This window comes from Candidatus Brevundimonas colombiensis (genome assembly GCA_029202665.1).
GTDB classification, from domain to species: Bacteria; Pseudomonadota; Alphaproteobacteria; order Caulobacterales; family Caulobacteraceae; genus Brevundimonas; species Brevundimonas colombiensis.
The window spans coordinates 3,206,836-3,231,222 of sequence record CP119326.1; the positions used below are offsets into that span (position 1 = coordinate 3,206,836).

19 protein-coding genes are annotated in these 24,387 nt (G+C 67.6%); 9 read left to right on the forward strand and 10 right to left on the reverse strand.

Annotated elements, in window-relative coordinates; all coding sequences use genetic code 11:
• Nucleotides 1–88: 88 nt before the first annotated feature.
• From hemN to P0Y50_15715, 4 genes are read right to left on the reverse strand one after another with little or no spacing between them, the layout of a single operon-like run.
• Nucleotides 89–1,483 carry an oxygen-independent coproporphyrinogen III oxidase gene (gene hemN / locus P0Y50_15700; protein ID WEK39958.1) on the reverse strand — a complete coding sequence of 465 codons (1,395 nt, stop codon included), beginning with the start codon at nt 1,481–1,483 and terminating at the stop codon, nt 89–91.
• On the reverse strand, nt 1,470–1,619 hold the full coding sequence (gene cydX, locus P0Y50_15705; GenBank protein WEK39959.1) for a cytochrome bd-I oxidase subunit CydX: 150 nt from the start codon (nt 1,617–1,619) through the stop codon (nt 1,470–1,472). The genes hemN and cydX overlap by 14 nt, the downstream gene beginning before the upstream one ends.
• Nucleotides 1,620–1,638: 19 nt before the next feature.
• Nucleotides 1,639–2,787: a cytochrome d ubiquinol oxidase subunit II gene (gene cydB, locus P0Y50_15710; GenBank protein WEK39960.1), complete on the reverse strand. Its 1,149-nt coding sequence runs from the start codon at nt 2,785–2,787 to the stop codon at nt 1,639–1,641.
• Nucleotides 2,788–2,813: 26 nt separating this feature from the next.
• Nucleotides 2,814–4,394, reverse strand: a complete 1,581-nt coding sequence (locus P0Y50_15715) for a cytochrome ubiquinol oxidase subunit I (GenBank protein WEK41592.1) — start codon at nt 4,392–4,394, stop codon at nt 2,814–2,816.
• A gap of 194 nt (nt 4,395–4,588) precedes the next feature.
• On the opposite strand from P0Y50_15715, the gene cydD reads away from it, so the two are divergent.
• Together cydD and P0Y50_15725 are read left to right on the forward strand one after the other, a co-directional pair.
• Complete coding sequence (gene cydD, locus P0Y50_15720; GenBank protein ID WEK39961.1) at nt 4,589–6,193, forward strand: thiol reductant ABC exporter subunit CydD; 1,605 nt, start codon at nt 4,589–4,591, stop codon at nt 6,191–6,193.
• An 8-nt stretch (nt 6,194–6,201) separates the two neighbouring features.
• A complete protein-coding gene (locus P0Y50_15725) occupies nt 6,202–7,833 on the forward strand; it encodes an ATP-binding cassette domain-containing protein (GenBank protein ID WEK39962.1) in 1,632 nt (543 codons plus the stop codon).
• Here the strand turns inward: P0Y50_15725 and P0Y50_15730 are convergent.
• Together P0Y50_15730 and P0Y50_15735 are read right to left on the reverse strand one after the other, a co-directional pair.
• Nucleotides 7,830–8,570, reverse strand: a complete 741-nt coding sequence (locus P0Y50_15730) for a helix-turn-helix domain-containing protein (GenBank protein WEK39963.1) — start codon at nt 8,568–8,570, stop codon at nt 7,830–7,832. The two genes, P0Y50_15725 and P0Y50_15730, sit on opposite strands and share 4 nt — an antisense overlap.
• Nucleotides 8,571–8,637: 67 nt before the next feature.
• A complete protein-coding gene (locus P0Y50_15735; protein WEK39964.1) occupies nt 8,638–10,674 on the reverse strand; it encodes a TonB-dependent receptor in 2,037 nt (678 codons plus the stop codon).
• A gap of 134 nt (nt 10,675–10,808) precedes the next feature.
• On the opposite strand from P0Y50_15735, the gene P0Y50_15740 reads away from it, so the two are divergent.
• Nucleotides 10,809–11,396 carry a methyltransferase domain-containing protein gene (locus tag P0Y50_15740; GenBank protein WEK39965.1) on the forward strand — a complete coding sequence of 196 codons (588 nt, stop codon included), beginning with the start codon at nt 10,809–10,811 and terminating at the stop codon, nt 11,394–11,396.
• Here the strand turns inward: P0Y50_15740 and P0Y50_15745 are convergent.
• Both P0Y50_15745 and P0Y50_15750 read right to left on the reverse strand, forming a co-directional pair.
• On the reverse strand, nt 11,393–12,547 hold the full coding sequence (locus P0Y50_15745) for a glycosyltransferase family 4 protein (protein WEK39966.1): 1,155 nt from the start codon (nt 12,545–12,547) through the stop codon (nt 11,393–11,395). The two genes, P0Y50_15740 and P0Y50_15745, sit on opposite strands and share 4 nt — an antisense overlap.
• 4 nt (nt 12,548–12,551) lie before the next feature.
• Nucleotides 12,552–13,517, reverse strand: coding sequence for a hypothetical protein (locus tag P0Y50_15750; protein ID WEK39967.1), 966 nt, complete (start codon nt 13,515–13,517; stop codon nt 12,552–12,554).
• Nucleotides 13,518–13,719: 202 nt separating this feature from the next.
• On the opposite strand from P0Y50_15750, the gene P0Y50_15755 reads away from it, so the two are divergent.
• The 3 genes from P0Y50_15755 to P0Y50_15765 all read left to right on the forward strand — a co-directional run bounded on the left by P0Y50_15755 (nt 13,720) and on the right by P0Y50_15765 (nt 17,792).
• Nucleotides 13,720–14,247 carry an RNA polymerase sigma factor gene (locus tag P0Y50_15755; GenBank protein WEK39968.1) on the forward strand — a complete coding sequence of 176 codons (528 nt, stop codon included), beginning with the start codon at nt 13,720–13,722 and terminating at the stop codon, nt 14,245–14,247.
• A 70-nt stretch (nt 14,248–14,317) separates the two neighbouring features.
• Entirely contained in the window at nt 14,318–15,319 is a 1,002-nt protein-coding gene (locus P0Y50_15760; GenBank protein ID WEK39969.1) for a FecR domain-containing protein, read from the forward strand.
• Entirely contained in the window at nt 15,300–17,792 is a 2,493-nt protein-coding gene (locus P0Y50_15765) for a TonB-dependent receptor (protein ID WEK39970.1), read from the forward strand. Before P0Y50_15760 ends, P0Y50_15765 begins: the two co-directional genes overlap by 20 nt.
• A 70-nt stretch (nt 17,793–17,862) precedes the next feature.
• On the opposite strand, the gene P0Y50_15770 is transcribed toward P0Y50_15765, so the two are convergent.
• Nucleotides 17,863–20,109 carry a TonB-dependent receptor gene (locus P0Y50_15770; protein WEK39971.1) on the reverse strand — a complete coding sequence of 749 codons (2,247 nt, stop codon included), beginning with the start codon at nt 20,107–20,109 and terminating at the stop codon, nt 17,863–17,865.
• Nucleotides 20,110–20,348: 239 nt separating this feature from the next.
• On the opposite strand from P0Y50_15770, the gene P0Y50_15775 reads away from it, so the two are divergent.
• Complete coding sequence (locus P0Y50_15775; GenBank protein WEK39972.1) at nt 20,349–21,704, forward strand: metallophosphoesterase; 1,356 nt, start codon at nt 20,349–20,351, stop codon at nt 21,702–21,704.
• Nucleotides 21,705–21,805: 101 nt separating this feature from the next.
• Here P0Y50_15775 and P0Y50_15780 read toward each other — a convergent pair whose 3' ends face one another.
• The gene (locus P0Y50_15780) at nt 21,806–22,711 is read right to left on the reverse strand and encodes an alpha/beta hydrolase-fold protein (GenBank protein ID WEK39973.1); all 906 of its coding nucleotides are present in this window, start codon (nt 22,709–22,711) and stop codon (nt 21,806–21,808) included.
• Between the two features lie 196 nt (nt 22,712–22,907).
• On the opposite strand from P0Y50_15780, the gene P0Y50_15785 reads away from it, so the two are divergent.
• Both P0Y50_15785 and P0Y50_15790 read left to right on the forward strand, forming a co-directional pair.
• Entirely contained in the window at nt 22,908–23,210 is a 303-nt protein-coding gene (locus P0Y50_15785; GenBank protein WEK39974.1) for a PadR family transcriptional regulator, read from the forward strand.
• On the forward strand, nt 23,207–24,373 hold the full coding sequence (locus P0Y50_15790; GenBank protein ID WEK39975.1) for a hypothetical protein: 1,167 nt from the start codon (nt 23,207–23,209) through the stop codon (nt 24,371–24,373). The genes P0Y50_15785 and P0Y50_15790 overlap by 4 nt, the downstream gene beginning before the upstream one ends.
• Nucleotides 24,374–24,387 lie beyond the last annotated feature (14 nt).

Here is a 24,387-nt window from a genome sequence, read left to right on the forward strand (position 1 = left end):
GGCGGTTTTTGCCTCGGATACCGACAAAATCCCCAGTCGAGCGCACGATGCGCGCCGAAAGGCCGTCACGTCCGCTCCGATCCGGGCGTCAGACGACCCGCGCATGCCGGTTGGCGACCGCAGCAACGGCGGCGGGATCGAAGGCGGCGCAGACGGCGCGGACGAAGGGTCTGCCCAGCGCGGTGACGCTTAACCGCTGCCCCTCGATATCGATCAGCCCGTCATCGGCGAACCGCTCCAGCAGGGTCCAGGCGTGAGCAACGCTGTCGACCGGATGATCGTGGCGCGCGGCGATTTCGGCGACATCGACAGCGAAGTCGCACATCAGCCGTTCGATGATCGCGCCCACGAAGACATCCTGCGCGCTCAGGGCCACGCCCCGCGCCGCCGGAAGATCGCCCGCAGACACGGCCGCTCGCCAGTCCCGCTCCAGAGACAGGTTCTGGACATAGCCGTCAGGCGTTCGGCTGATCGACGAGACGCCCAGGCCGATCAGAACCGTCGCCGGGTCGGTGGTGTAGCCCTGGAAGTTGCGTCGCAGTCGACCGGCGCGTTGCGCCGCTGCCAGCCCGTCGTGCGGCAGGGCGAAATGATCCAGGCCGATCGGCGCCCATCCCTTGCCGGTCAGATAGCGCGCCGCCGCCTGGCTCTGCAGGAAGCGCAGCGGCGCGTCGGGCAGTTCGGCGTCCTTGATCAGCTTCTGATGCGGCTTCATCCACGGCACATGGGCATAGCCGAACAGGGCGATCCGCTCGGGCCGCAGGGTCGTGACCAGCCCCAGGGTGGTGACGACATTCTCGGCCGTCTGGCGCGGCAGCCCATACATCAGGTCCAGGTTCAGCGAGACCAGACCCTGCGCCCGCAGCGCCTCGGCCGCCCAGCGGATGGTCTCGAACCGTTCGGGCCGGTTGACCGCCGCCTGCACGTCCGGCGACAGGTCCTGAACCCCCAGGCTGGCCCGGCTCAGGCCGATCCGCCCCGCCGCCTCGACCCATTCCGGCGTCAGCACCTCGGGGTCCAGTTCGGCGGCGATCTCGAAACAGTCGCCCAGGTCGAAACGAGAGGCCAGGCCGGCGAACAGTCGTTCCAGGTCGGCGGGCGCCAGCATATTGGGCGTGCCCCCGCCCAGATGGATCGAGCCGACCCGAACCGGCCGCCCGATCCGCTCCAGCACCAGATCGGCTTCGCGAAGCAGCAGATCGACGTAGCTGGCGATGACGCCTTCGCGGTTCACCGCCCGGGTGTTGCATCCGCAATACCAGCACAGCCGCTTGCAGAAGGGGATATGCAGGTACAGCGACACCGCCTGATCCAGCGGCGCGCGGGCCAGCCAGTCGCCCCACTGCCCGGCCCCGACGGCGGGCGTGAACTGCGCCGCCGTCGGATAGGAGGTGTAGCGCGGCGCATTGGCGTCGTAGCGCGCGATCAGATCGGCGGACGACGCCGGCGCTGACGATGGCGCGACCGGACTAGAGAGGGACATCGCCCTCTTTCGATGCATCGGGCGTGGAAAGCCCGGCGTCGCCTTCGTCGAACAGATGAAACTCGTGCCACAGCCCGTTCAGCACGCCGAAACCGACGGCCAGGCCAAGCCCCAGAATCCAGGAGAAATACCACATCGTCTTTGGCTCCTATGGCTCAGTACAGGTCAGGGTTGGTTTTGAGCGCAGCGGTCGATGTCCGACCCCACAACACCCGGTAGACCCAGGCGGTGTAGAGCAGCACGAACGGCAGGAAGACGCCCGTCACGATCAACATGATGAACAGGGTCAGGTGGCTGGAGGACGAATTCCACACCGTCAGGCTGGACTGGGGATCCACCGAGCTGGGCAGGATGAAGGGGAACATCGACAGGCCGACAGTTGAGATGATGCCAACGGCCGACAGCGACGATCCACCGAACGCCAGCGCCGCCGAACGACGCCACATTCCAACCAGCGCCACCGCAGAACCCAGGAAGCCCAGAACCGGCGCGATCAGCATCCAGGGATAGCGGCCATAGTTGTCCAGCCAGGCGCCCGGCGCAGCCTCGACCGTCGTCCGCAGCGGGTTGGAGAAGCCATTGACGTCCAGCGCGCCGGTGATCCGGTAGCCGAGACCGCCATAGGCGACATACAGGCCGCCAGCCGCGAACAGCACCAGGGCCGCGATACCCGCGATCGTGCCGAAGCGGCGAGCGCGATCCAGAACCGCTCCCTGTTCAGCCTTGACCGACAGCCAGGACGCCCCGTGCAGAACCAGCATGGCCACTGACAGCAGACCGGCGATCAGGCTGAACGGCGTGAACAGGCCCAGCAGATTGCCGTCATAGAAGGCGCGCAGATCGCTATCCAGATGGAAGGGCGCGCCAAGCAGGACATTGCCGACCGCCACGCCGAAAACCAGAGCCGGCACGAAGCTGCCGATGAACAGACCCCAGTCCCACATGGACCGCCACTTAGCCGAAGGCCGTTTCGACCGATACTTGAACGAGACGGGCCGCAGGATCAGCGCGGACAGAACCAGGAACATGGCCAGATAGAAGCCGGAGAAACTGACGGCGTAGACGAAGGGCCAGGCGGCGAAGATCGCCGCCCCGCCTACGATGAACCACACCTGGTTGCCTTCCCAGGTGGCGCCGACGGTGTTGATCACCATGCGGCGCTCCTCGTCGGTCTTGGCGACGAAGGGCAGAAGGGCGCCGACGCCTAGGTCGAAACCATCGGTCAGGGCGAAGGCGATAAGAAGCACGCCCAGCAGCCCCCACCAGATCAGGCGTAGCGTGGCGAAGTCGAGGGGAAGATCCATTGTCGGATATCCTTAAAGGGTCTGGGTCAGGCCACGGCGGGCGCGGTGACGCGCTTGGCCGGCGCTTCGGGATTGGGTTCGCCGAACATCTCCTGTTCGTGGAACGGCCCCTTCTTGATGGCGAACAGCATCAGCCGCACCTCGACCACCGCAAGCGCGCCATACAGCAGGGTGAAGCCGACGATGGTGGCCCACAGTTGCGGCACGGTCAGGGACGAGGCGCCCAGGAAGGTGGGCAGCACCCCTTCCACCGCCCAGGGCTGGCGACCGAACTCGGCTAGTATCCAACCGAACTCGATGGCGATCCACGGCAGGGGGAGGGCCAAGACGGCCAGGCGCAGGAACCATTTGGTCTGGTGTTTACGCAGGGTGCACAGCACGAAGGCCGTAGCGAACATGGCGATCAGGAACATCCCGACGCCGGCCATGATGCGGAAGCTCCAGAACAGGGCCGGCACGTTCGGCACGGTCTCCCAGGCCGTCTGTTTGATCAGTTCAGGCGTGGCCTGACGCGGATCGGCGACATGGCGTTTCAGCAGCAGGCCATATCCCAGATCGCGGCGATGGGTCTCAAACACGCCGCGCGCGACGGGATCGGCCGGGTTGGCCTTGACCTTCTCCAGGGCGTCGTAGGCGATGACGCCGGATTCGATGCGGTCCTCAGCCGTGGCGACCAGTTCGAAGATGCCTTCGACCGGCTTGTCGATGGTGCGGGTGGCGATCAGCCCCATCACCCACGGCACATGGACACCGAAGTGAGTCTGGCGGTCCTTCATGGAGGGAATGCCGATCAGCGTCAGACCAGCCGGCGCGGGTTCGGTGTGCCACATGGCCTCCAGGGCGGCGAGCTTCATCTTCTGGTTATCGGTCAGGGCATAGCCGGACTGGTCGCCCAGCACGACAGCGGACAGCGACGCCGCCAGGCCGAAGGCCGAAGCCACCGTCATCGAACGCTTGGCGAAACCGACGTGCTTGCCCCGCAGCAGATAGAAGGCCGAAATGCCCAGCACGAAGACCGAGGCGCAGACGTAACCCGCGCTGACGGTGTGAACGAACTTGGCCTGGGCCACCGGGTTGAACAGCACGGCCATGAAGTCCGTCACCTCCATCCGCATGGAGTCGGGATTGAAGGCGGCGCCGACCGGGTTCTGCATCCAGCCGTTGGCGATCAGGATCCACAGGGCCGACAGATTGGTGCCCAGCGCGACCATGAAGGTTACGAACAGGTGGGTGTGTGGCTTCAGCTTATCCCAGCCGAAGAACATCAACCCGACAAAGGTCGCCTCCAGGAAGAAGGCCATCAGACCTTCGATGGCCAGCGGCGCGCCGAAGATGTCGCCGACATAATGGCTGTAGTAGCTCCAGTTCATGCCGAACTGGAATTCCATGGTCAGGCCGGTCGCGACGCCCAGGGCGAAGTTGATGCCGAACAGCACCCCCCAGAAGCGGGTGATGGTCCGCCAGATGGGCCGGCGGGTCATCACATAGATCGACTCCATGATGACCAGCATGAATGACAGCCCCAGGGTAAGGGGCACGAAAAGGAAGTGATAAAGGGCCGTCAGCGCAAACTGCAGCCGGGACAGGTCGACGACCGCGAGGTCGATCATGGCTTTGCTCCGTCACGCCAGTCCGGTCGCCGGCGTTTGGATGGCCCTAGAAGCACGCCCGGCTGGTCGCCTTGATCTCGATCAAAGCGGCCGCATACACGCCATCCTATTGGACGGTTCGTCCTTGGACATTCCGCCCAACGGCGTTTTGTCCAAAGGCGTCGCGCGCCCGGACGTGCTGGAGTTCGCCGATGACCGCCCTATCGCCCGATGCCGTTGCGCCGGCCGCCTGGCTGAAGAGCGCCGGTCGGCCCTGGCGCAGGCTGGCGACGCTGGCCGGCCTGTTGACCGTAGCGGACGTCGGGCCCGCCATCGGCTTCGCCGCCGGTCTGGCGCTGGCCATTTCCAACTTCGACGCCGGTCTGGCCGCCGCCGCGCCCTGGCTGGCCCTGGCGGCGTTCAGCCTGGTCGTGCGCGCCCTGATCGGCCAGGTCGCCGTCGTCGTCGGCGCGCGGCTGGGCCGGGCGGTCAAGACCCAGGTGCGCGGCCAGCTGCTGGCCGATCTGTTCGGGCGGGGCGTGCGGTCCCACGACCGTCTGACCGCTCTGGTCGAGGGCGTGAGCGCCCTGGACGGCTATTTCGCCCGGTTTGCGCCTCTACGTCTGGCCGCCGGTCTGTCGCCCCTGCTGCTGATCGCGGCGGCGGCCGTCGCCAGCCCTGTCGCGGCGGGCGTGCTTCTGTTCACCCTGTTTCCCTTCATCGTCGGCATGGCCCTGGCCGGCACGGCGGCGGCGGGCGAAAGCCGGCGCCAATTCCAGGCGCTGGAGCGGCTGTCGGGCCTCTTCGTCGACCGCATCCGCACGCTTCCGGCGATCCTGGCTTTCGACGCCGTGGCGCCGACCACTGATCGGATCGCCAAGGCGGCCGACGAGCTGGAACGCCGTACCGCGCGGGTGATGCGTATCGCCTTCCTATCATCAGGCGTCCTGGAGTTCTTTTCGGCCCTGTCGGTCGCCCTGATCGCGGTCTATTGCGGGTTCAACCTGCTGCGGCTGCTGCCCGTCCCCGTGCCGGAAACCCTGGACCTGCCGCGCGCCTTCTTTGTCCTGGCCCTGGCGCCCGAAGTCTATCAGCCGCTGCGCCGCCTGGCCGCCGCCTATCACGACCGGCAAGCCGCCGAGGCCGCCGCGCCGTCGCTGGTCACGCCGCCGTCGATACGGCGTTCGCACGCGGCGCTCGGCGACCTGGCACCCGCCATCCGTTTCCGGGACGTCGCCATCGCCTACGACGGCCGCGCGCCAGTCGTTCGCAACTTCGATCTCGATGTCGCGCCCGGACAGATCGTCGCCCTGATGGGCGCCAGCGGCGCGGGCAAGTCCAGCCTGCTGCACCTGCTGCTTGGCCTTGCGCCCCTGACCGACGGCGAGGTCGAGATCGGCGCGGCCCGGCTGAGCATCGACGGCGACGTCGCCGGGCGCATCGCCTGGGCCAGCCAGCAGCCCATCGTCGTGCCGGGCGATCTGGCCTGCAACATCGCCCTGGCCGATCCCGCCAGTTGCCCCGGCCGGGTGACGATGGCCGCGCGCACAGCGGGTCTGTCGGGCGACCTGAACCGCCGCATCGACGAGCGCGGCGGCGGTCTGTCGGGCGGCGAACGTCGTCGTCTGGGCTTGGCTCGCGCCCTTTTGAAACGGGCGCCCATCCTTCTGCTGGACGAACCCACGGCCAATCTCGACCCCATCTCGGAGCAGGCCATGATCGCCGTCATCGCCAAGGCGGCGCGCGGGCGCACCACCCTGATCGCGACCCATTCGGCGGCCGTCGCGGCCCTGGCCGACCGCGTGGTGCGGCTGTGAACCGGCGGATGCGGATCCGGGACCTGATCGCGGCCCAGACGCTGGAACAGCGCGCGCGGCTGCGGCTGGCCGCCGCCGCCGGGGCGGTGGTCACCGTTTCGGCCGTCTGCCTGTTGGGCCTGTCGGGCTGGTTCATCACTGGGGCCGCCTTCGCCGGGGCGGCGGGCGCGGCGGCGGCCCAGAGCTTCAACTACATGATGCCCAGCGCCATCATCCGTCTGTTGGCCATCCTGCGCACGGGCGGCCGGTACGTTGAGCGGGTGGCGGGGCACGAGGCGGCGCTGAAGGCGCTGGCCAGGCTGCGTCCGCAACTGTTCCGCGCCATCGCCGATGGTCCGCCCGACGCGGCGCTGAGCCTGTCGTCCGGTGAAATGTCGGCCCGCCTGGTGCAGGATGTGGACGCGGTCCAGACCCTGTTCGTGCGCCGCTCCGTCCCCATCAGCCTGGGCGCCGGGGCCGCCGCCGCCATCATTCTGGCCAGTCTGGCGACGCCCTGGGCGGGTCTGGCCCTGTTGCTGGCCATGGCTGTCGCCTGCGTCGGCGGCGTCCTGATCGCGCGTCGTCTGGCCGAGCCGGCGGGACGCGCGGCCCAAGTCTCCGTGGGAGCGTTGAAGGATCGCCTGGCCGCGCTGGAGGCCGTCACGCCCGAACTGAAGGCCTACGGGCTGGAGGGCTGGGCTGCGGAACAGGCGGCGTGCGCAGCAGCCGATCACGACCAGGCCCAGATCGCCCTGACCCAGGCCGCCGGCTGGATGGCCGCCTGGCAAGCGATTGCGGTCGCCCTCGCCGTCGTTCTGGTCGTGCCGGCCAGCGCCGGCGCCGCCCTGCCGCTGACGGCCCTGGCCGCGCTCGCCGCCATCATGGGGATCGAGGCCGCCGGCGGCCTGGTCGCCGCCCTGCATCAGAACGGCGCCGCCGCCCAGGCCCTGTCACGGCTGGATGCGGTGCTGCCCGTTGAAGCTCTGGCGCCGACCCTCGCGCCGCAGGGCGACGCCATCGCCCTGATCGACGCGGGCGATCCCCTGTCGCCGCCTGCTCGCCTCGGCCTGACCGGCCCGTCCGGCGTCGGCAAGACCACCTTGGTCGAGCGACTGATCGGCCTGCGCCCTGCGTTGAACGGCGAGTTGCGGATCGGCGGCGTCGACATCGCCGACATCGCGCCCCGTGATCGCCGCGCCCTGTTCGCCTATGCCGCTCAGGACGTGCGGCTGCTGAACGGATCGGTTCGCGAGAATCTGGCTCTGGCAGGTTCCACCGACGACACCGCGATGTGGCGCGCCCTAGACGACGCCGGTCTGGGCCAGCGCATCCGCGCCGAAGCGCTGGGTCTGGACGCCCTCGTGGGATCGAACGGAGAGCAGTTGTCGGGCGGCGAACGCCGCCGGCTGAACCTGGCCCGCGCCTATCTGCGCGACGCGCCCTGGCTGGTGCTGGACGAGCCGACCGAGGGGCTGGACGCCGCGACCGAGGCCCGTGTCCTGACTGCGCTTGAGGCGCGGCTGGCCGAACGCGGTCAGGGTCTGATCCTGATCAGCCACCGCGCCCCGCCGATGGCCCTGTGCCCCCGCACGATCCGCATCGAGGGTCTGGACGCCGACGGTCGGGTCCGCCTGGCGTCGGCCAAACGGAACGCCGCCTAGGCCTCGCCGTCGGCCAGTTCCTGCAGACGATCCGGGCGTTCCACCTCGATCTCGTGCAGCGACAGGGCCTGAATGATCTGGGCGTTCTTCAGCTTGGTCAGCTCGCGGCTGACCGTCTCGATCGTCAGGCCCAGATAATCGGCCATTTCGGCCCGCGTCATGGGCAGGCGCACCCGGTTGTCGCGTGACGGCCGGATGGGATCGCGCCCCGGCAGCTCCAGCAGGAAGGAGGCCAGACGCTCCCGGGCCGTCTTGCGGCCCAGAAGCAGCATCTGCTTCTGGGCCGCCGCCAGTTCATGCATCGCCCGATCCAGCAGCGCCGCCTCCAGCGCCGGGCGTGACCGGACCGCCGCCTGATAGTCGGTCTTTCGGAACCGGCACGCGGTCGTCGGCTCGATCGCCTCGGCCGAAAAGCCGTATTCCTCGCCCGCCGCCAGACCGATGAAGTCGCCGGCGAACAGGAAGCCGATGATCTGGCGCCGCCCATCGGCCAACAGCTTATACAGGCGCACCGAACCGGAGGTGATGTTGAACACACTGTTCGCCGGATCGCCCTCCCGCGCCAAAACCCCATCCGCCTGCACCGACAGCTGTTCGGCGATGGAGTCCAGAACGGCCATGTCCTCGGGTTTCAGGCTGGCGCAGACGCTGAAGGGGCGCGCGCCGCAGGTGTCGCACACCGCGCTCTGGCGTCGCTGCAGGCATTCGTTCGACAGGGATCGGACTTCCAACATCATGCCTCGCGTTCCCTGAAAGCCTAAGGCGCGTGGCCCCTCGGTGCAATCCGCGCGCGAACGATCCCGTTCAATAGGTCAATCGCAGGCCGATGCTGGCGGTGCGCGGCGGACCATAGCCCTCGACGCCGTTCCCGGTCTGGGAAACCTCCACGTCCTTGTCGAACAGATTGTCCGCCGCCAGCCACAGGGTGGTGCGCGAATCCAGCGCCCATTCGACGCGCGCATCCAGCGTCACGGCGCCGGCCAGGGTGCGGCTGTTCAGGTCGTCGTCGAAGCGGCGCGATTCGTAGCGTGCGGCCAGGGCCAGGGTCAGGGCGCTGGACAGGCGCCAGTCCAGGCCGGCCGTCGCGCTCCACTCCGGCGCCTGGGCGGGACGAAGGCCCGTCAGTTGCGGCGCCGACGCCCCGCCGTCCACCGTCGCGTCCGTCCACGACACGGCGCCGTTCAGCGACAGCGCGGGCGTCAGATCCATCGCTCCGGTCAGTTCCACACCCCAGGCGTCAATGGTCCCCGCGTTCTGGCGCTGGCGCAGCACCCCGCCCGCCGGCACGAAGCCCGCGCGAGGAAAGGTCGCGGGCCCCGCGCCGAGAGTGACGTTGACGATGGCGTCGTCGATCTGATTCCAGAAGACGGTCGCGCCCCAGCGCACGCCGTCGCGGTCGAACGCCAGGCCCGTCTCGATGCCCTTCAAGGTTTCCGGCGCCAGGGCGGCGTTGGCCTCGGTGATGTCGTTGCCGACCCGGAACGGCCGATGCAGTTCGTTCAGCGTCGCGGGCCGGAAGCCGGAATAGGCCGCCGCGCGCGCCGCATAGCCCCCGCCCAGATCCCGCCGCGCGGCCAGACGCGCGCTGACCACCTCGCCGGACCGATCAGGGTCGGTCTCGTCCAGCAGCATCGCGCCGGTCGCCAGCGTGTATTCGTTGCGGAATCCGCCCGTGTTCCGCCACTGGTCCAGGCGAAGACCGCCCGCGACCAGCCAATCGCCGCCGGTCCACGATCCATCGACATAGGCGCCGCCGACTGAGGTTTCGCCTCCGGCCCGGCGCCCGCGCGCAAAGCCCGCGCCGGTCGGATTGCTGAAGAACTCGTTCGTCTGGCCTTCGTTGAAGCGCGCATCGGCGCCGACCTCCCACTCCAGCCGGCCGCCGGCGAAGTCCGCCACGCGTCGACGCAGGGCGGCGTTCAGGCCCCATCCGGTCGCCGGGGTCTTGTACTGATCGTTGGCGGGCGTGGTCTTGGACCGATCGGCGGACACCGAGACGGAACTGTTGGCCAGGTCGCTGTCGATCCGCCACGCCTGCAGACGCCAGCCGTATCCGTCGGCCGTCGGGGCCTGGGCGACGGCGACGCTGAGGCTGTGGCCGCTGGCGTTGGCGCGCGCGCCCAAAAGGCCCGAACCGCGATCCTCTTCCCAGGTCGCGGCCCGCATCGACAGATTGGTCCGGCCCAGAGCGCCGTCGATCCGCACGGCGGCGGCCCGGCTGTCCAGATCCAGCGGCGCGTCCGCCGCCCCGGCCGCCGGCCCGCGAACGGGGACATAGCCGTCGCTGACCTCGCGCAGTCCGCTGACCGTCACCGCAATAGGCCCCAGCCGCGTCGAGGCCGAACCTGCCGCGCGCCCCCCGCCCCTTTCCGCCGCTGAAACGTCCAGCACCGCTCCCTGGCTGCGTTCGCGCAGGGTGATGGTCCCTGTCAGGGCGCCGGCCCCATAAGGCCCGGATCCGGCGCCGCGCACCACATCCAGACTGTCCAGCGATTCCGGCGCGACCTGGGACCAGATCACCCAGCCCCCGAACGGATCGTTCAGCGGCGCGCCGTCCAGCAGCACCAGCGTCCGTCCCGCGCCCGATGGCGCGATGGCTCTCAGCGACAGCCCCTGGGTCGTCGGATTGGCCGCCAGACTGGTGGTCCGGCGAAACAGCGACACCGCCGGGACGGAGCGCAGGGCCTCGTCGATCCGCGCCGAGCGGGACAATACGGCCTGATCGATCCGCACCACTGAAAAGGCCGCATCCGCCGCCGCTGGGGGCAGCCGGGCGGCGGTCACGACGATGTCCGGCAGAGCCGCTGGCGCGACGATTGGGGGAGGAGCGTCTTGCAGCATTCGCTGTCGATACGGGTTGGCGACCTGTGGCGAAAGCCCAAGCGACAAAATGACCGTCCATCGTCAAGCGAGCGGCGATTGGCAGATACGGCGCATCCCGGTAGGAATGGTCTGGGGAAGACGGGGAACGAAACATGGGCTTGGTTGCGGCCTTCGTGGCCTTGGTGCTGGGCGAAGGCGGGGCGCGCGCGCGTCGATCCGCCAAGGCGACGCGCATTCGCGCTCTGCCCGACCGTCAGGTGATGGCCGACAGCTACGTTCCCGCCCTGGCCGCCGAGGGCGGGCGCATCCTTTGGGTCGGCTGCCGCGAATATACGCTGGACGACTATGCCGCTCTGGAGGCGCTTGGCGCCGAGGTCTGGACCACCGACATCGATACGGGCGCGACGCGCTGGGGTCGACCGGGGCGTCACCGCACCGGCGACGTGTGTCAGGCCGATCAGCTGTTTTCGGACCTGACGTTCGACGCCGTCGTCTGCAATGGCGTGCTGGGCTACGGCGTGGACACCCCAGAGCAGCAGGCAAACGCCCTGGCCGCCCTGGCCGCCGTTCTACGCCCCGGCGGACGCCTGTTGCTGGGCTGGAACACCGACAAGATCGACGATCCCGTCGCAGCCGGCCTGACCGCCGTCGACTTCGCCCCGGCTCCCTTGGGCGATCGCCCGACGCGGGTCGACTTCGAGGCCGTCACCCACGTCTATGACAGCCTGATCCGAACCTAGCCCTGCAACGGGGTGGGCGACCCGTCGCCCTGAACCAGGCCCGAACGATCAGGTTTCACCGGACCCGGTCGGTTCGCCGTCCGATCCGCCAGCGCATGGCGCAAGGCGTCCAGCTCGGCCGCCCGCGCCGCCGGCGAATGCACTCGCGCCACATAGTCCTGACCGCTTATCGCCAGGGCCAGCCGCTCGGCGGGATTGGCCACCAGCCGTTCCATCGCGGCGGCCAGGGGCGCGGCGTCATCGACCTCGACATACAAGGCATGATCGCCGCTGGCCTCGCGCAGTCCGCCCCGACCGGAGGATATCAGGGCCGCGCCCGCCGCATGGGCCTCCAGCGCCGACAGGCCCAGCGCCTCGCGCACCCGCGAGGGAACCACCGCGATGGCGGCGCGGCGTGTGACCGCCTTCACCTCGGCCAAGGACGCCGACTTTTGGATTTCCACCCGGTCGCCGAACCGGTCCAGAGCGCGGACGTACGGCTCGGCCCAGTTCCGATGCTTGTCCCAGTCGCCCAGCATCAGCGCGCCGCGCCAGTCGGGATGCCTGTCCAGCGTCTGGGCCAGGGCGGCGCAGAACAGATCCAGCCCCTTGTCGTGCATGGCGCGCCCCGAAAACAGGATCAGCGTCTCGCGGTCTTGCGGCGGGGCGCGCCAGTCATCGACGGCGATCGGATTGCATACCGCCGAGACCCGTCCGGCCAAACGCGGATAATCGGCCGCGAACTCTTCACCCGCCGCCTGGCTGACGAACACCAGACGGTCGAAACGCGCCAGACGACGGCCGTAACGCCAGGCCGCGATCGGATTGCGCGCCGGCTTGATACGGGTGTGGCGATACAGGACATTGATCGCGTTCGGAAAATCGCGCGCCAGTTCCGAAGACGACTTCAACTGCTGGTGATATTCGATGATGTCGGGCGACAGGGTCCGCAGGATTTCGGCCACCGCTGCATTGCGCGCCTTGCGGCCCAGTCCCGCCGGCACGGTCAGCATCCTGACATCGGTCGGCGCGACAGCGCCCGCATCGGCGATCAAGGTCACGCCCCCCTGCAGACGGCTATGCGTCGACAGGGTGCGGACCACCGTCTCCATCGAATTGGCCTTATCTGGGCAATAGGTGGAGCCACGGGGCAGAACGACGGCGATTCGCATGGCCTCAACCTTCCTTGCGAACGGCGTCGGCTGCAAAGAGTTTCGCATGAACGGCCGGTCCGGTCGCGCGACGACCGCGCGGCCCGTTCAGCCCCAGCAGACGTCGCGCCTTGAACCCGGCCTTCAGCCAGGGCTCGATGGCCGAATGGCGGACGCCCTTAACGTCGATGAAGGTCACGTCGCCGTGGCCGGACAAGGTGTGCAGCCCATCGCCGAACCCGGCCAGCAGATCGCCCGGCTCAAACCGTTTCACCCGGATCGCCGAAAAGGCGTCCGGCGTCAGGGTTTCGATTCGCAGCAGATTGATCGCCGCTCCATAGGTCGCTGTGCAATCCTGGACCGGAAGATGCAGCGCTCCGTCGTGAACGAAGGCCGTCCCGCCAGGCCGCGAGACGTCCAGACCGTCCATCACCGGATTGGCGGAATGAGCGGTCCACGGCCCCGTCAGATGCTCGGCCCAGGCGAGATGCATCTCGCGCATCGCCCGATCGTCCGGTCCCGCCAGGGCGTGGAACATCCACCAGAGGCCGTCGTGGCGCACGACGGTCGCGTCGATGGCGGCCATATCGCCCAGGCGCGCCGCCGGCTCCCACTGGTCGGGGAACCGCACGCAGCGATACAGGATCAGGCCGCCGCTCTTGTAGCCCTCGGGCAGCATATAGAGGTCATCGCCGTCCTGGATCAGGGTCGGATAGGACAGGTGCCAAGGCTCGGCCAAGGCCACGCCCTGCCCGATCAACCTGTCGTCGATGTCGTACTGGCGATAATGAATCTCGCCGCGCCGCGCGTGGTAGTCGAACGCCTCGACAAAGAGGGTCAACACCCCGTCGCGTGTCACGCCGAAAGGATCGGCGACATAGGCGTAGGGCCCGCAATCGGGCAACCACGTCACCTCGTCGGCGGTTGGAGGACGATCGACGACGCTGGACAGGGGGCGGCGGATGAAGCCGGAACGCCAGATATCGAACATGACGCCCCCCCCTAGCCGACCGGAAGGACCAGCGCCGTCGCTCTGCCGTGTGCTGGATACGCGCGCATCGAAACCCTGTTCGCCGCCGCACGGCGACGTCTTCGTTATAGAGACGTCGCCGATCCGCCCTTGCCTCAGGAAAATCGTCGCGGCATGGAGGATCGACGTGCCATTCCGGGACGCGCCAAAGGATTTCGCCTGTTTGACCGCGCCCGCCGCGCATCCCCTGATCGCCGCGTATCTGGAACAGCGACAGGATCTGGCCCGCTTCTGCCGCGCGCGGCTGGGCGGCGCCTCGGGCGATGTCGATGATCTGTTGCAAGATCTCTATCTGAAGGTGTCGGCCCTGCCCGCCGACACGCCGGTCGACAATCCACGCGCCTTCCTGTTTCGCCTGCTCTCCAACCTGATGCTGGACCGCTGGCGCTCGGGCCAGCGCGCCGCCGCACGCGACAGCGCCTGGCGCCAGATCAACCACCAGACCGGCGCGGTCGAGGATGTGGACGACGCCCCGTCCGCCGAGACCGTGGTGGCGTCGCGCGAACGGCTGGCCAGGCTGGTCGCTGCGCTGGACACCCTGCCCCCCAAGACCCGCACCATCTTCCGGCTGCACAAGTTCGACGGCGTCAGCTACGCCGACATCGCCAGCCGGCTCGATATTTCACGCAGCTCGGTCGAGAAACACATGATGGACGCCCTGCGCGTCCTGGCCCGAAAGGCGCAGCCATGACCGCCCTTTCGCCCGTCGCCGAACGAAACTGTGGAGGCGGCGCATTCGCCGTGACGTCTGACTATCAGGGATGGCGTCTCTCCACGTTGATCCCGTCTGGAATGGCATGACGGCGAACACCGAGATCGACGAAAAGGCGCTGTACTGGTTCGTCGCCCTGCGCGACGAAACGGCCGGCGACGACATCTGGCTCGGCTTCCAGTCCTGGCTGGAGGCGTCGCCCGCACACGCCCCGGCCTTTGACGCGGTCGAGCGACTGTGGGTCGATCTGGACGCCGCCGATGCGACGCCGGTCGTCGCGCCCCAGCCCGCTCCCCTGATCGATCTGACCGCCGCGCGCGACCGGCGCGCCCAGCCCCGGCGTGCCTGGTTGGGCGCCGGCCTTGGCATCGCCGCCAGCGTCACCCTGGCGGTCGGCCTGTGGCTGTGGATGACGCCGAACGGCCAGACCTATGCCGCCGCCGAAGCGCCGCTGACGGTGGCGCTGGAGGACGGCTCGCACGTCTATCTGAACCGCCATTCACGCCTTGACGTGCGTTTCGACAGAAACCGCCGCGCGGTGTCGCTGGCCGAGGGCGAGGCCGCTTTCGACGTGACCCATGACCCCGCCCACCCCTTCGTGGTTGCGGCCGGCGCTCATCAGATCGAGGTTCTGGGCACCGCCTTCAATGTGCTGAACCACGGCGACCACTTCGCCGTGGCGGTCGAACGCGGCGTCGTCGCCGTCACCCCGGCCAAGGCGCCCAGGGTGCGACTGACCGCCGGACAGGCTTTGACCCAGACGGCGCAGCAGACCCCGGCCTTGGCCCAGGTCGCGCCTGAACGCGCCTCCGCCTGGCGCCAGGGCGTGCTGGTTTATCGCGATCGCCCGCTGGGTGAAGTCGCAGACGATCTTTCGCGTTATCTCGACAAACCGGTTGTGCTATCGACATCGGCTCGGGCGCTGCGCTTCACGGGCGCCCTGCGTATTGGCGACGAGGCCGTGATGTTGCAGCAACTGCAGGACTTCCTTCCCATTCGGGTCGACGCCTCGGCGAACGCTGTCCGCGTCGATGCGCGTGAGGCCGGCTGAGGCCGGGCGGCCTCGAAACCTCGGCCTGTCCCGGTCACGCGCCGCCGTACTGAACGCCACCCTCGCGCTCGCCGCGACCGCCGCCCTCGCCGCCCCGGCCTGGGCTGCGGAGCCGCACGTCTTTGAGCTATATGTGCCGCGCCAGCCGGTGGACCGCGCCCTTCTGGATCTGGCGTTGCAGGCCCGGGTGTCTCTGGGCGGCGGGGTCGCGGCCTGCAGGGGAACCAGCCCGGCGCTGCGCGGGCGCATGACCCTGGACGCGGCGTTGGATCGCATCCTGGCTGGTTCTGGCTGCCGGTATCTGATCCGGCCGGATGGGGCGGTGATCATCAGTTCGGCGCCCCGGGTCGCTCCCGCGTCGGCCCCGCCGTCTTCCCCGCCTGCGCCCTTGCCTGCGCCTCGTCCTGCCGCAGCGACCGAAACGGTTCAGGTCAGCGAGGTGGTCGTCACCGCCGCCCGCCGCCCCGAGTTGATCCAGCGTTCCCCCTCGACCCTGACCGCCGTCACCGGCGATCGCATCGGCCGGTCCAGCGTCACGGGAATGCAGGGTCTGGACAGCCTGGTCTCGGGCATGACGGTGACGAACCTGGGTCCCGGCCGAAACAAGATCCTGCTGCGCGGCATTTCGGACGGGGTCTTCACCGGCCTGACCCAATCGACGGTCGGCCTTTATCTTGATCTGACGCCCATCACCTACAGCGCGCCCGACCCGGACCTGAAGCTGATCGATGTCGACCGGGTCGAGGTGCTGCGCGGCCCTCAAGGAACGCTGTACGGCACCGGCCCCATCGGGGGCGTCGTGCGGATCGTCACCCGCCGGCCCGAGTTCGGCCGCGAGGATCTGGTCGTCGGCCTGACCCGCTCCAACACCCACGGCGGCGGAACGAACGCCGACTACAATGTCGTCGTCAATCTGCCGCTGCCGGGCGACCGCGCGGCGATCCGCGCGGCGGTCTATGGCGAGACCTTCAGCGGCTATATCAACGACGTCGAACTGAACCTGCGCCGCGTCAACGACGGCACACGTCGGGGCGCGCGCCTGTCGGGGGCCGTGGCCCTGGCGACGGGTTGGACCGCGCGCGCAGGCGTCGTCCACCAGTCGATCATGACCGAGGACACCCACTACGTCTATCTCGGCCTTGGTCCTCTGCGGCGCGCCAATCTGGTGCGCGAACCTCACCAAAATCGCTTCGATCAGGCGTCGCTTTCGCTCGAAGGGCGCGGGACTTGGGGCCGGCTGGACGCCGCGTTGTCCTTGATCGAACACGGATTCAAAAGCCGTTACGACGCCTCCAGCGCCCTGCGGCGCTTCGGCTCGTCTGCCCGTGTGGGAGCTTTGGACGAGGACAAGGACATCCATCTGGCCGTGGGCGAGATGGTGCTCACCTCGCCCGACACAGGGCGCTGGCGCTGGCTGGTCGGCGCCCTGGCCTCCACCAGCACGACGCGCACCGATCCTGTGCTGTCGATCCTGCGCGCCGAACCCCTGACACTCTACGCGGAAACCCGCCGCGACATCCTGCAAGAGTCGGCCATCTACGGCGAAACCGCTTGGGACCTGACCCCGACACTGACCCTGACCGCCGGGGCCCGCTATTACACACTGGACTACGACACCACCTCCAAGGTGCGTCAGCGGACGCGGACGCGGAACTTCGATGGCAAAGGCTCGTCGTCCGGCCTGACGCCCAAGATCGCCCTGGCCTGGCATCCCAATGACCGGCTGAACCTGTCGGCTCAACTCAGCCACGGCCGACGCGCGGGCGGCTTCAATACTGCGGGCGTCATTGGTCAGGACTTCAGCGGCCTGGCGGATTCACCTGCGCGCCAATACCGCCCGGACTCGCTGTGGAACCTGGAGTTCAACGCCAAGGTCCGCTCCGCCGACGGCCGCGCCCGACTGCGCGCCGCCGTCTACGCCGCGCGATGGCGCGACGTGCAGAGCGATCAGTTCCTGCCCAGCGGCCTGGCCTATGTGGTCAATGTCGGAGACGGCGCCGACGTCGGTTTCGAGGCCGAGGCGAACTGGCGGCCGATCGACGGGCTGGAGGTCTTCGCCAACGGTCTGATCGCCGATCCCCGCATCACCGATCCCGCCAGCCGGTTCGCCACCCAGAAAGGCGCGGGCCTGCCTGGCGTGCCCAAGACCTCGGCCAACATCGGCTTCACCTATCGCCGCCCTATGTCGGGTCAGTTGCAACTGATCGCGGACGGCGGTCTGTCCTATGTCGGCGAGTCCCGCCTGACGTTCGATGGCCGCCAGCAGCACCGCATGGGCGATTACGCCACCGGCAGGCTGTCGCTGGGCGTGGAGGCAGGCCCCTGGGTCGCCACGGTCTTCGTGGACAATCTGTTCGACACCGACGCCAACACCTTCGCCTACAGCGACCCCTTCCGCCTGCCCGACGCCCAGGCCGTCACGCCCTTGCGTCCCCGCACCATCGGCGTCGCGCTGAGATGGGCGCTGCAATAGGCGGCCCGCAGAGAAAAGCCGCCCTGAGAACAGGGCGGCTTTCCTTTGGGTATTCAACTTGGTTTCGACCTCAGAACCGCTTGGTCAGCTGCACGCCGTAGGTGCGCGGTTCGTTGACGAAGGCGGTCAGGTTGTTGAAGTCGATAGCCCCGATGACGTTTTCTTCGTCGGTCAGGTTGCGGACATAGGCGGCCGCCTCGATGCCGCGGCTCAGATCACGCCAGCCTGCGCGCAAGCCGCCTTCGAACGCCGTATCCTCCATGAATTCGACCGATTCATAGAGGAACAGGTTGAAGTCCTTCTGCATCACCCAGTCCGTGGAGGCGAACAGTTCCGTGTCGTTCCCCAGCGCGCGGACATAGTTCAGCGTCAGATTGGCGGTGTATTCCGGCGCCTGCGGGAAGGGGTTGCCGTCGATGGCGGCGCGGCGGGTCGCGCCCACCATGACGATCGGATCGGTGACGGTGCAGTTGGAGCCGCACACCGCGACCAGCAGATTCTTGTCCTTGATTTCGGTGTGGTTCCAGGAACCGCCGGCCGACAGGCTGAAGCCCGCCCCCAGATAGACGTCGCCGTCCAGTTCCAGGCCATGGCCCTCGCCCTTCTTGGCGTTCAGCAGGCGATTGGTGTTGTCCGCCCCGCCGATGGCGGTGAACTGCATATCGCTGACTTCATAGACATAGGCGGTGGCGTTGAAGCGCGCCCGACCGTCCATCATCCGGGCCTTCAGGCCGGCCTCATACGACATGACCGTCTCGGAATCCGCCGTGGTCAGGACCGGCAGGTTGCGGCCCTGGATCGACGGGCCGCGATACCCCTTGGCCACGCGGGCGAACAGGTTCAGGTCGTCATTGACCTGATAGACGGCGCTGACGTCCCAACTGACCTGCTGGTCGTCGACCGAGACGGCGCCCGTGCCGCCCGCGCCATTCCCCAGAACAATCTGGCCGTTATAGTGGCGGTTGTCGTCGGTGTAGCGCACGCCCGCCGTCACCTTCAGGGCGTCCGTCACCTTGTAGCTGCCTTGACCGAACACCGACCACGAATCCGACTTCTGCACGATGTCGGTGGCCTTGGTCGGCAGCGGATCGCCGATGCCGTTGAAGGTGCCGGTCACCAGGTTGAAGCGTTCATCCCAGTAGAAGGCGCCGACCTGCCAGCCCAGCCGGCCGTCGCCGTTGGAGGCCAGGCGCAGTTCATAGGTGTTCTGCCGCAGGTCGCTGGACAGGGTGCCGCTCTCGGAGTTGAACGGCGTCTTGTACGACGCTGTCGTCGGGGCCGAGGCCACGCCGCCGTCGATGTCGCCATCGCCCTGCGACCAGCCCTGATACGAACCGACGATGCCGGTCAGGGTCGCGGGACCGAAGTCATAGGCGACCTGCAGCGACTCGGACGTGGTCTTCTGCTTCTGGAAGTTGTTGCGGCCGCCGTCGTAATAGACGGTGTCGCGGTCGAAGTTGTCGTTCAGCTTGTTGGAGCCCTTGGTCAGGGCGTTGGCGCGGTTCATCGTGCCCGTGCCGTCATAGTCGCGCGCCTGCAGGGTCAGCAGGGTCGAAAGGCGATCGGTCGGGGTCCAGGCGACGTGGACGCGCGCGGCCAGATCGTCGAACCCGCCCAGATCATCCTTGTCGGGATTGGCGAACGACGGATTGTAGGCGTTGTTCACCCAGTCGTCGCGGTGGTTCCACAGAATGGCGCCGCGAACCTGAAGCGTGTCCGACGCCGGCAGGGTGACGGCGGCCTCGGCGCGCGTCGAACCCAGATTGCCGTAGGTCAGCGAGCCGAAGCCGGTGAACGCGTCCGACGGCTTGACGGTGTCGATCTTGACCACGCCGGCCGGGGTGTTGCGGCCGAACAGCGTGCCCTGCGGTCCCCGCAGCACTTCCAACTGCTGAACGTCGAACAGGGGGAAGCCCTTCAGATAGACGCTTTCCAGAACCACATTGTCCAGCACCACCGACACCGGCTGCGAGGCGGTGAAATCGAAGTCCACATTGCCCAGCCCGCGAATATAGAAGCGCGGAGCATAGCGGCCGTTCGAGCTTTCCACCTGCAGGCTGGGCACGCGGCCCGACAGCGACAGGATGTCGGCGCCGCCGGCCGAAACCTCCTGCAGCGTCTGGGTGCTCAGCGCGGTGACGGCGAAAGGCACGTCGCGGATGTTCTCGCTGCGGCGCTGGGCGGTGACCACGATGTCGTCCACGCCGGTGGATTCGGCGGCGGCGGGAACGGTCTGGGCGGTTTGCGCTGAAACGGCGCCGGCGCTCAGCAGAGCGACGCCGCTGACGGTGGCGGCCAAAAGGGCTTGGCGAAGCATAAAGAAGATTCCTTGACGACAGGGGGGAGGACGTGTCGCGCGACGCCCTAAAGCTTCGCCATCTTAATCGCCAGAGGCGACCATGCCCGGTTTCTTGAACCTTTGACGACGCGGCCACAGCCCTGTGACAATTTGCTTTCCCGCGCCCTCACCGCATTGCGTCACGTCTCTTGCGATGCGAAACTAGGTGCGTGCGTGAGCGCTGCTCCGCGCCTTTCCGGACATCACCTGGAGCAAGCATGGCCCTCATCGCGCCTTCTCGTCGTCGGCTTCTTCAGTTCGCGGCCGCAGCGGCCATGACGCCCGGGTTGACGGCCATGAAGTCTCAGGCGGTCATCGGCCGGGTGTTGGCTGTGTCGGATCTGCACTCCGCCTATGAGCGAACCGCCCAGCTGTTGGCGGCCTTCGAACACGAGATCCGGTCTCACCCCGTTCCCCATGTGATCGCCGTCAACGGCGACATCTTCGAGCATGGTAATGTCGTCGCCCAGCGTTCGGACGGCGTGGTGGACTGGACATTTCTGGCGGCCCTGCCCGCCCTGGCGCCGACAGTGGTGAACCTGGGCAATCACGACAATGACCTGACGCCTGACCTGGCCGATGTCGTGGCCCGGATGAAGGCTTTGGGAATCCACGTCGTCAGCACCATCGCCGACACCCGCACCGGCGTCGGCTATGCCCAGCCCGTGGCTACGCTGCCGTTCGGCGCCCATCGGCTGCGGGTCGTCGGCATGGCCACCGATTCGATGAATACCTATCCCAAGGCATCGCGCGATCAACTCCTGATCCCGGCGGCCGCCGACTGGGCGCGGGCGAACCTGTCGGACAGTCTTTCGGGTGCGGACAAGGTCATGGTCATGAGCCATGCGGGGGTTGTCGCGGACCGGGACATTCTACCGCTGCTGCCGGCCGGCGCGCTGATGGTCGGCGGTCACGATCACCTGTTGTTCCAGCACCGGCAGGGCGCCAGCGCCTATGTGCATACGGGTTCGTTCACCAGCGCCTATACGGTCGCGGAATTCGAAGCGGGGGGTTCCGTGACCGCCGCCTCTCATCCGGTTTCGACAGACGGCCCCGCCTCCCCCGTCCTGGCGGCCTTGGCGGCCAAGACGCTGGCCGACACGCTGACGCCCGACGAACGGGCGATACTGTGGACCAGCCGCCGGGCGATGTCCTTGGGCGACACGGGCCGCATCATTGCCTCTGGCATGGCTCGCGCGACGGGCGCGCACGCCGGCTTTGTCGGCCACACCACCCTGGGCGCCGCCGCCCCCGCCGGGCCCGTCAACCGCTACGTCTTCGATTCCATCGTCCGCTTCGACGGCGCCCTGATGACGGCCGAGGTGACCCGCGCCCGGTTCGAAACCTTCATGACCAGATCGAACCAGGACCACCCCTTGGCCCTGAGCGCCCGCACCGGCGACTTCCTCTACGCCTCAGGCTCCGCCTCCCGACGCGATCCGATCCGCATTGTCACCACCGACTGGTGCGCGACCAACCAGCAGAAATATTTCGGGGTCGACGACTTGGTTTTCCAAGCCGCGCCTGGCCTGACCCTGAAGGCGGTCGCCGCCTCGGCGCTTGCGGACGAGTGACGGCCAGGCGCATTTTCCAGCCTCGCCACAAACCTGTCTGGTACGCGGGCGGGATGGGCGAAGGTCGGGCAGGGCGACGACGGTCTTGGACAGTAAGTCGCTCAGGACGTGAGGAACGCGGCCAGCGATTTGATGTCGGTGGCGCAGTGACCGCCGTATAGAGGATGCCATTCCGTCCTGACGCCCCGGCGGGTCGCCCGTTCGGCGAGAAGCCGCGTGCCTTCGTAATTTCCGTAGGCGTCATACAGACCATTGGACAGGTAGAGCGCTGGCGATGCGGAGTCGGCGCGCTCTATGAGCGCGAGTGGAGACACGCGCCGCCATTCTTCCTCGCTCGCGAGGTATTTTCGGGCGAGGAGCCAGACCCCGAACGCCATTTTCGGGTTTGCGCCGGTCCGCTTGATGGCGGCTCTGCTCGCCGACAGTGAGGCAAAAGGCGAAACCGCGTAGACGCCGGGACAAAGGGCTGCAATCCGGTCAAAGGCCTGTGGGTTGGAGAGCCCGGCGATCAGTGCATTGAGGCCGCCCATGGACTCGCCCGCCAGCATACGTCGACGCGGCGTTCCAATATGGCTCTCGATCTCCGGCAATCTTCCCATCAGGTCTGGCAGCAGACCGCTGTTCTCGCGCTCACCCGCCGGCGTCAGGAGCCATGTGGGACCGTAAGACAGCGTGACCACGGTCGGCGGCGTAACGCCGGTCGCCTCCCACTGCGCCTGCAACATGGCGGTAAGATAGGTGTCATCGTTCCAGACCCGCTCATCCAACCCGCGGCCGTGCAGGTGATAAAGCACATCGCCGTTTGCGCCATTGGCGGCCCGATATACGCAATACCGAAGCGGTCCGGACGCGCCGCAGTCCTCATCCGCCCTTGTGAACGACACCTTCTGCGCGCCCCACGGATTCGTCAGTTCCTTCCATCCCAAGTGGCCGAGCCAGGCGAACGCAATGACGCCGAGGATGACAAGCCAGCGTTGGCGGATACGAGGTAAGGCAAGGTGACGCATTCTGACTCCGTGTCGTGCGACCTCGTCAACTTTGCGAAGGCTCGCCCGATTCCGCGCGCCCGAACGTGGAAACGCGACCATAAATCTACCTAGGTAGAAATGGAGTCAAGCGGTCATGTGACGTCGCCTTTCCGGCAATCTGTCCAATCCCATGAGCCGACGTTGACAAAAACTCTACATAGATAGAACGAGAGGCATGCTTCGAAGCCGCGCCCCCTCCCCCGCGACCCGCGCCGTATTGAGCGCGCTGATCGACGCGGCCCATGCCTGGTCTCATGGGTATGAGCTTTGTCGCCTGACCGGCCTGAAGTCGGGGACGTTATATCCGCTGCTCATCCGACTGGAGAGACAAGGCTATCTGCACGCCGAGTGGCAGCCGCCAGAGCCGGGCCGCCCTCCTCGACACGCCTATCGCCTGACAGCGGAGGGGCATCGGTACACGACGCAAATCCAAGCCGCCGCGCAGGGGGCGGATCATCGGCTTACGAGGCCGGCGTGACTTTGGCCGAGCGGCTCGTCAGGCTTTGTCTGCCATGGCTTCCACCCCACCTTCGCGACTGGGGCGAAGCCATGGCGCGAGAGGCGGGCGAGGTCCCGGGTGGCCTGCGCGCGATATTGTTCGCCGCGGGCTGCGTCGTCTTTGCAGCGAGGGTCGGCGTCGGCGGCCGGATGCGAGCCGGACTTCGCGCCGTCATGCCGGTAAAAGCCTATGGCGATCGAATTCCGATAAGCGCTCTGTGCGAACCGCGCGGTTTCACCCTGGCGTGCGCCTTCACGGCCACCACACTGGGGCTTGTCCAACTGGGCGCGTCGGGCGCCGCGCATGGGATGCTCGTCATGAACGCCATGGCGTTTGTGGCCGGACTGATCATGGTTTTCCCACTGGCGAAAAGAGAGACTGCGGACCATCCCTTCTTCGGGTTGTTGTCGTTGGGAACCGGCGCGGCCCTGCTGTTCACCGCAGCCTTTGGCGAGCAGGTTTCCGGCGCCAGTCGTTGGATGTTGATCGGTCAGATCGCCCTTCAGCCGAGCCTGATCATGCTGCCTCTGATAATCGTCGGCTTCGCAAGGACGCGGGATTCACTGACGGCGTTAGGCATCGTCATGGCGGCGATGGCCCTCGCGCTCCAGCCGGACAGAGCGATGGCGGGCGCCCTGCTGGCAGGCCTTTTGGCTGTCGCGATCTTTGCAAGACATCCACGGATTCTGTTCTGCGTAGGCGCAGCCGGGTTGGCTTTTGCGATCACCTGGTTCAGGCCTGACGTCGTCCCGGCCGCACCCCATGTCGATCGGCTGTTCAGAACGGCCTTTTCAAAAGGTGTTGTTCCAGGTCTTTCGGTTTGGACTGGGGCTGTCGTCCTGATGCTTCCGGCGGTCTTCGGAATTCTTCGCGACCGAGCCCATTGCGCTGTTCATGCCGCTTTCGGCGCGACCTGGCTGGCGATCCTGACCGCTGCAGCCTGGGGTGACTTCCCTGCACCTCTCGTCGGCTACGGCGGAAGCGCCATCGTCGGCTATATCCTCGCGACACTGGCGCTGCCGCGTCGCTGGACCACATCTCGCAGCGCCGTTGAGGCCGTCGTGATTGACCAAGACAAGGGCAACGCGCGCCGTTGCGACTTGTCGCCGACGCAAGAACTGCGGACAAATCTGAATCTGTGAGGTCAGTCGGCTGG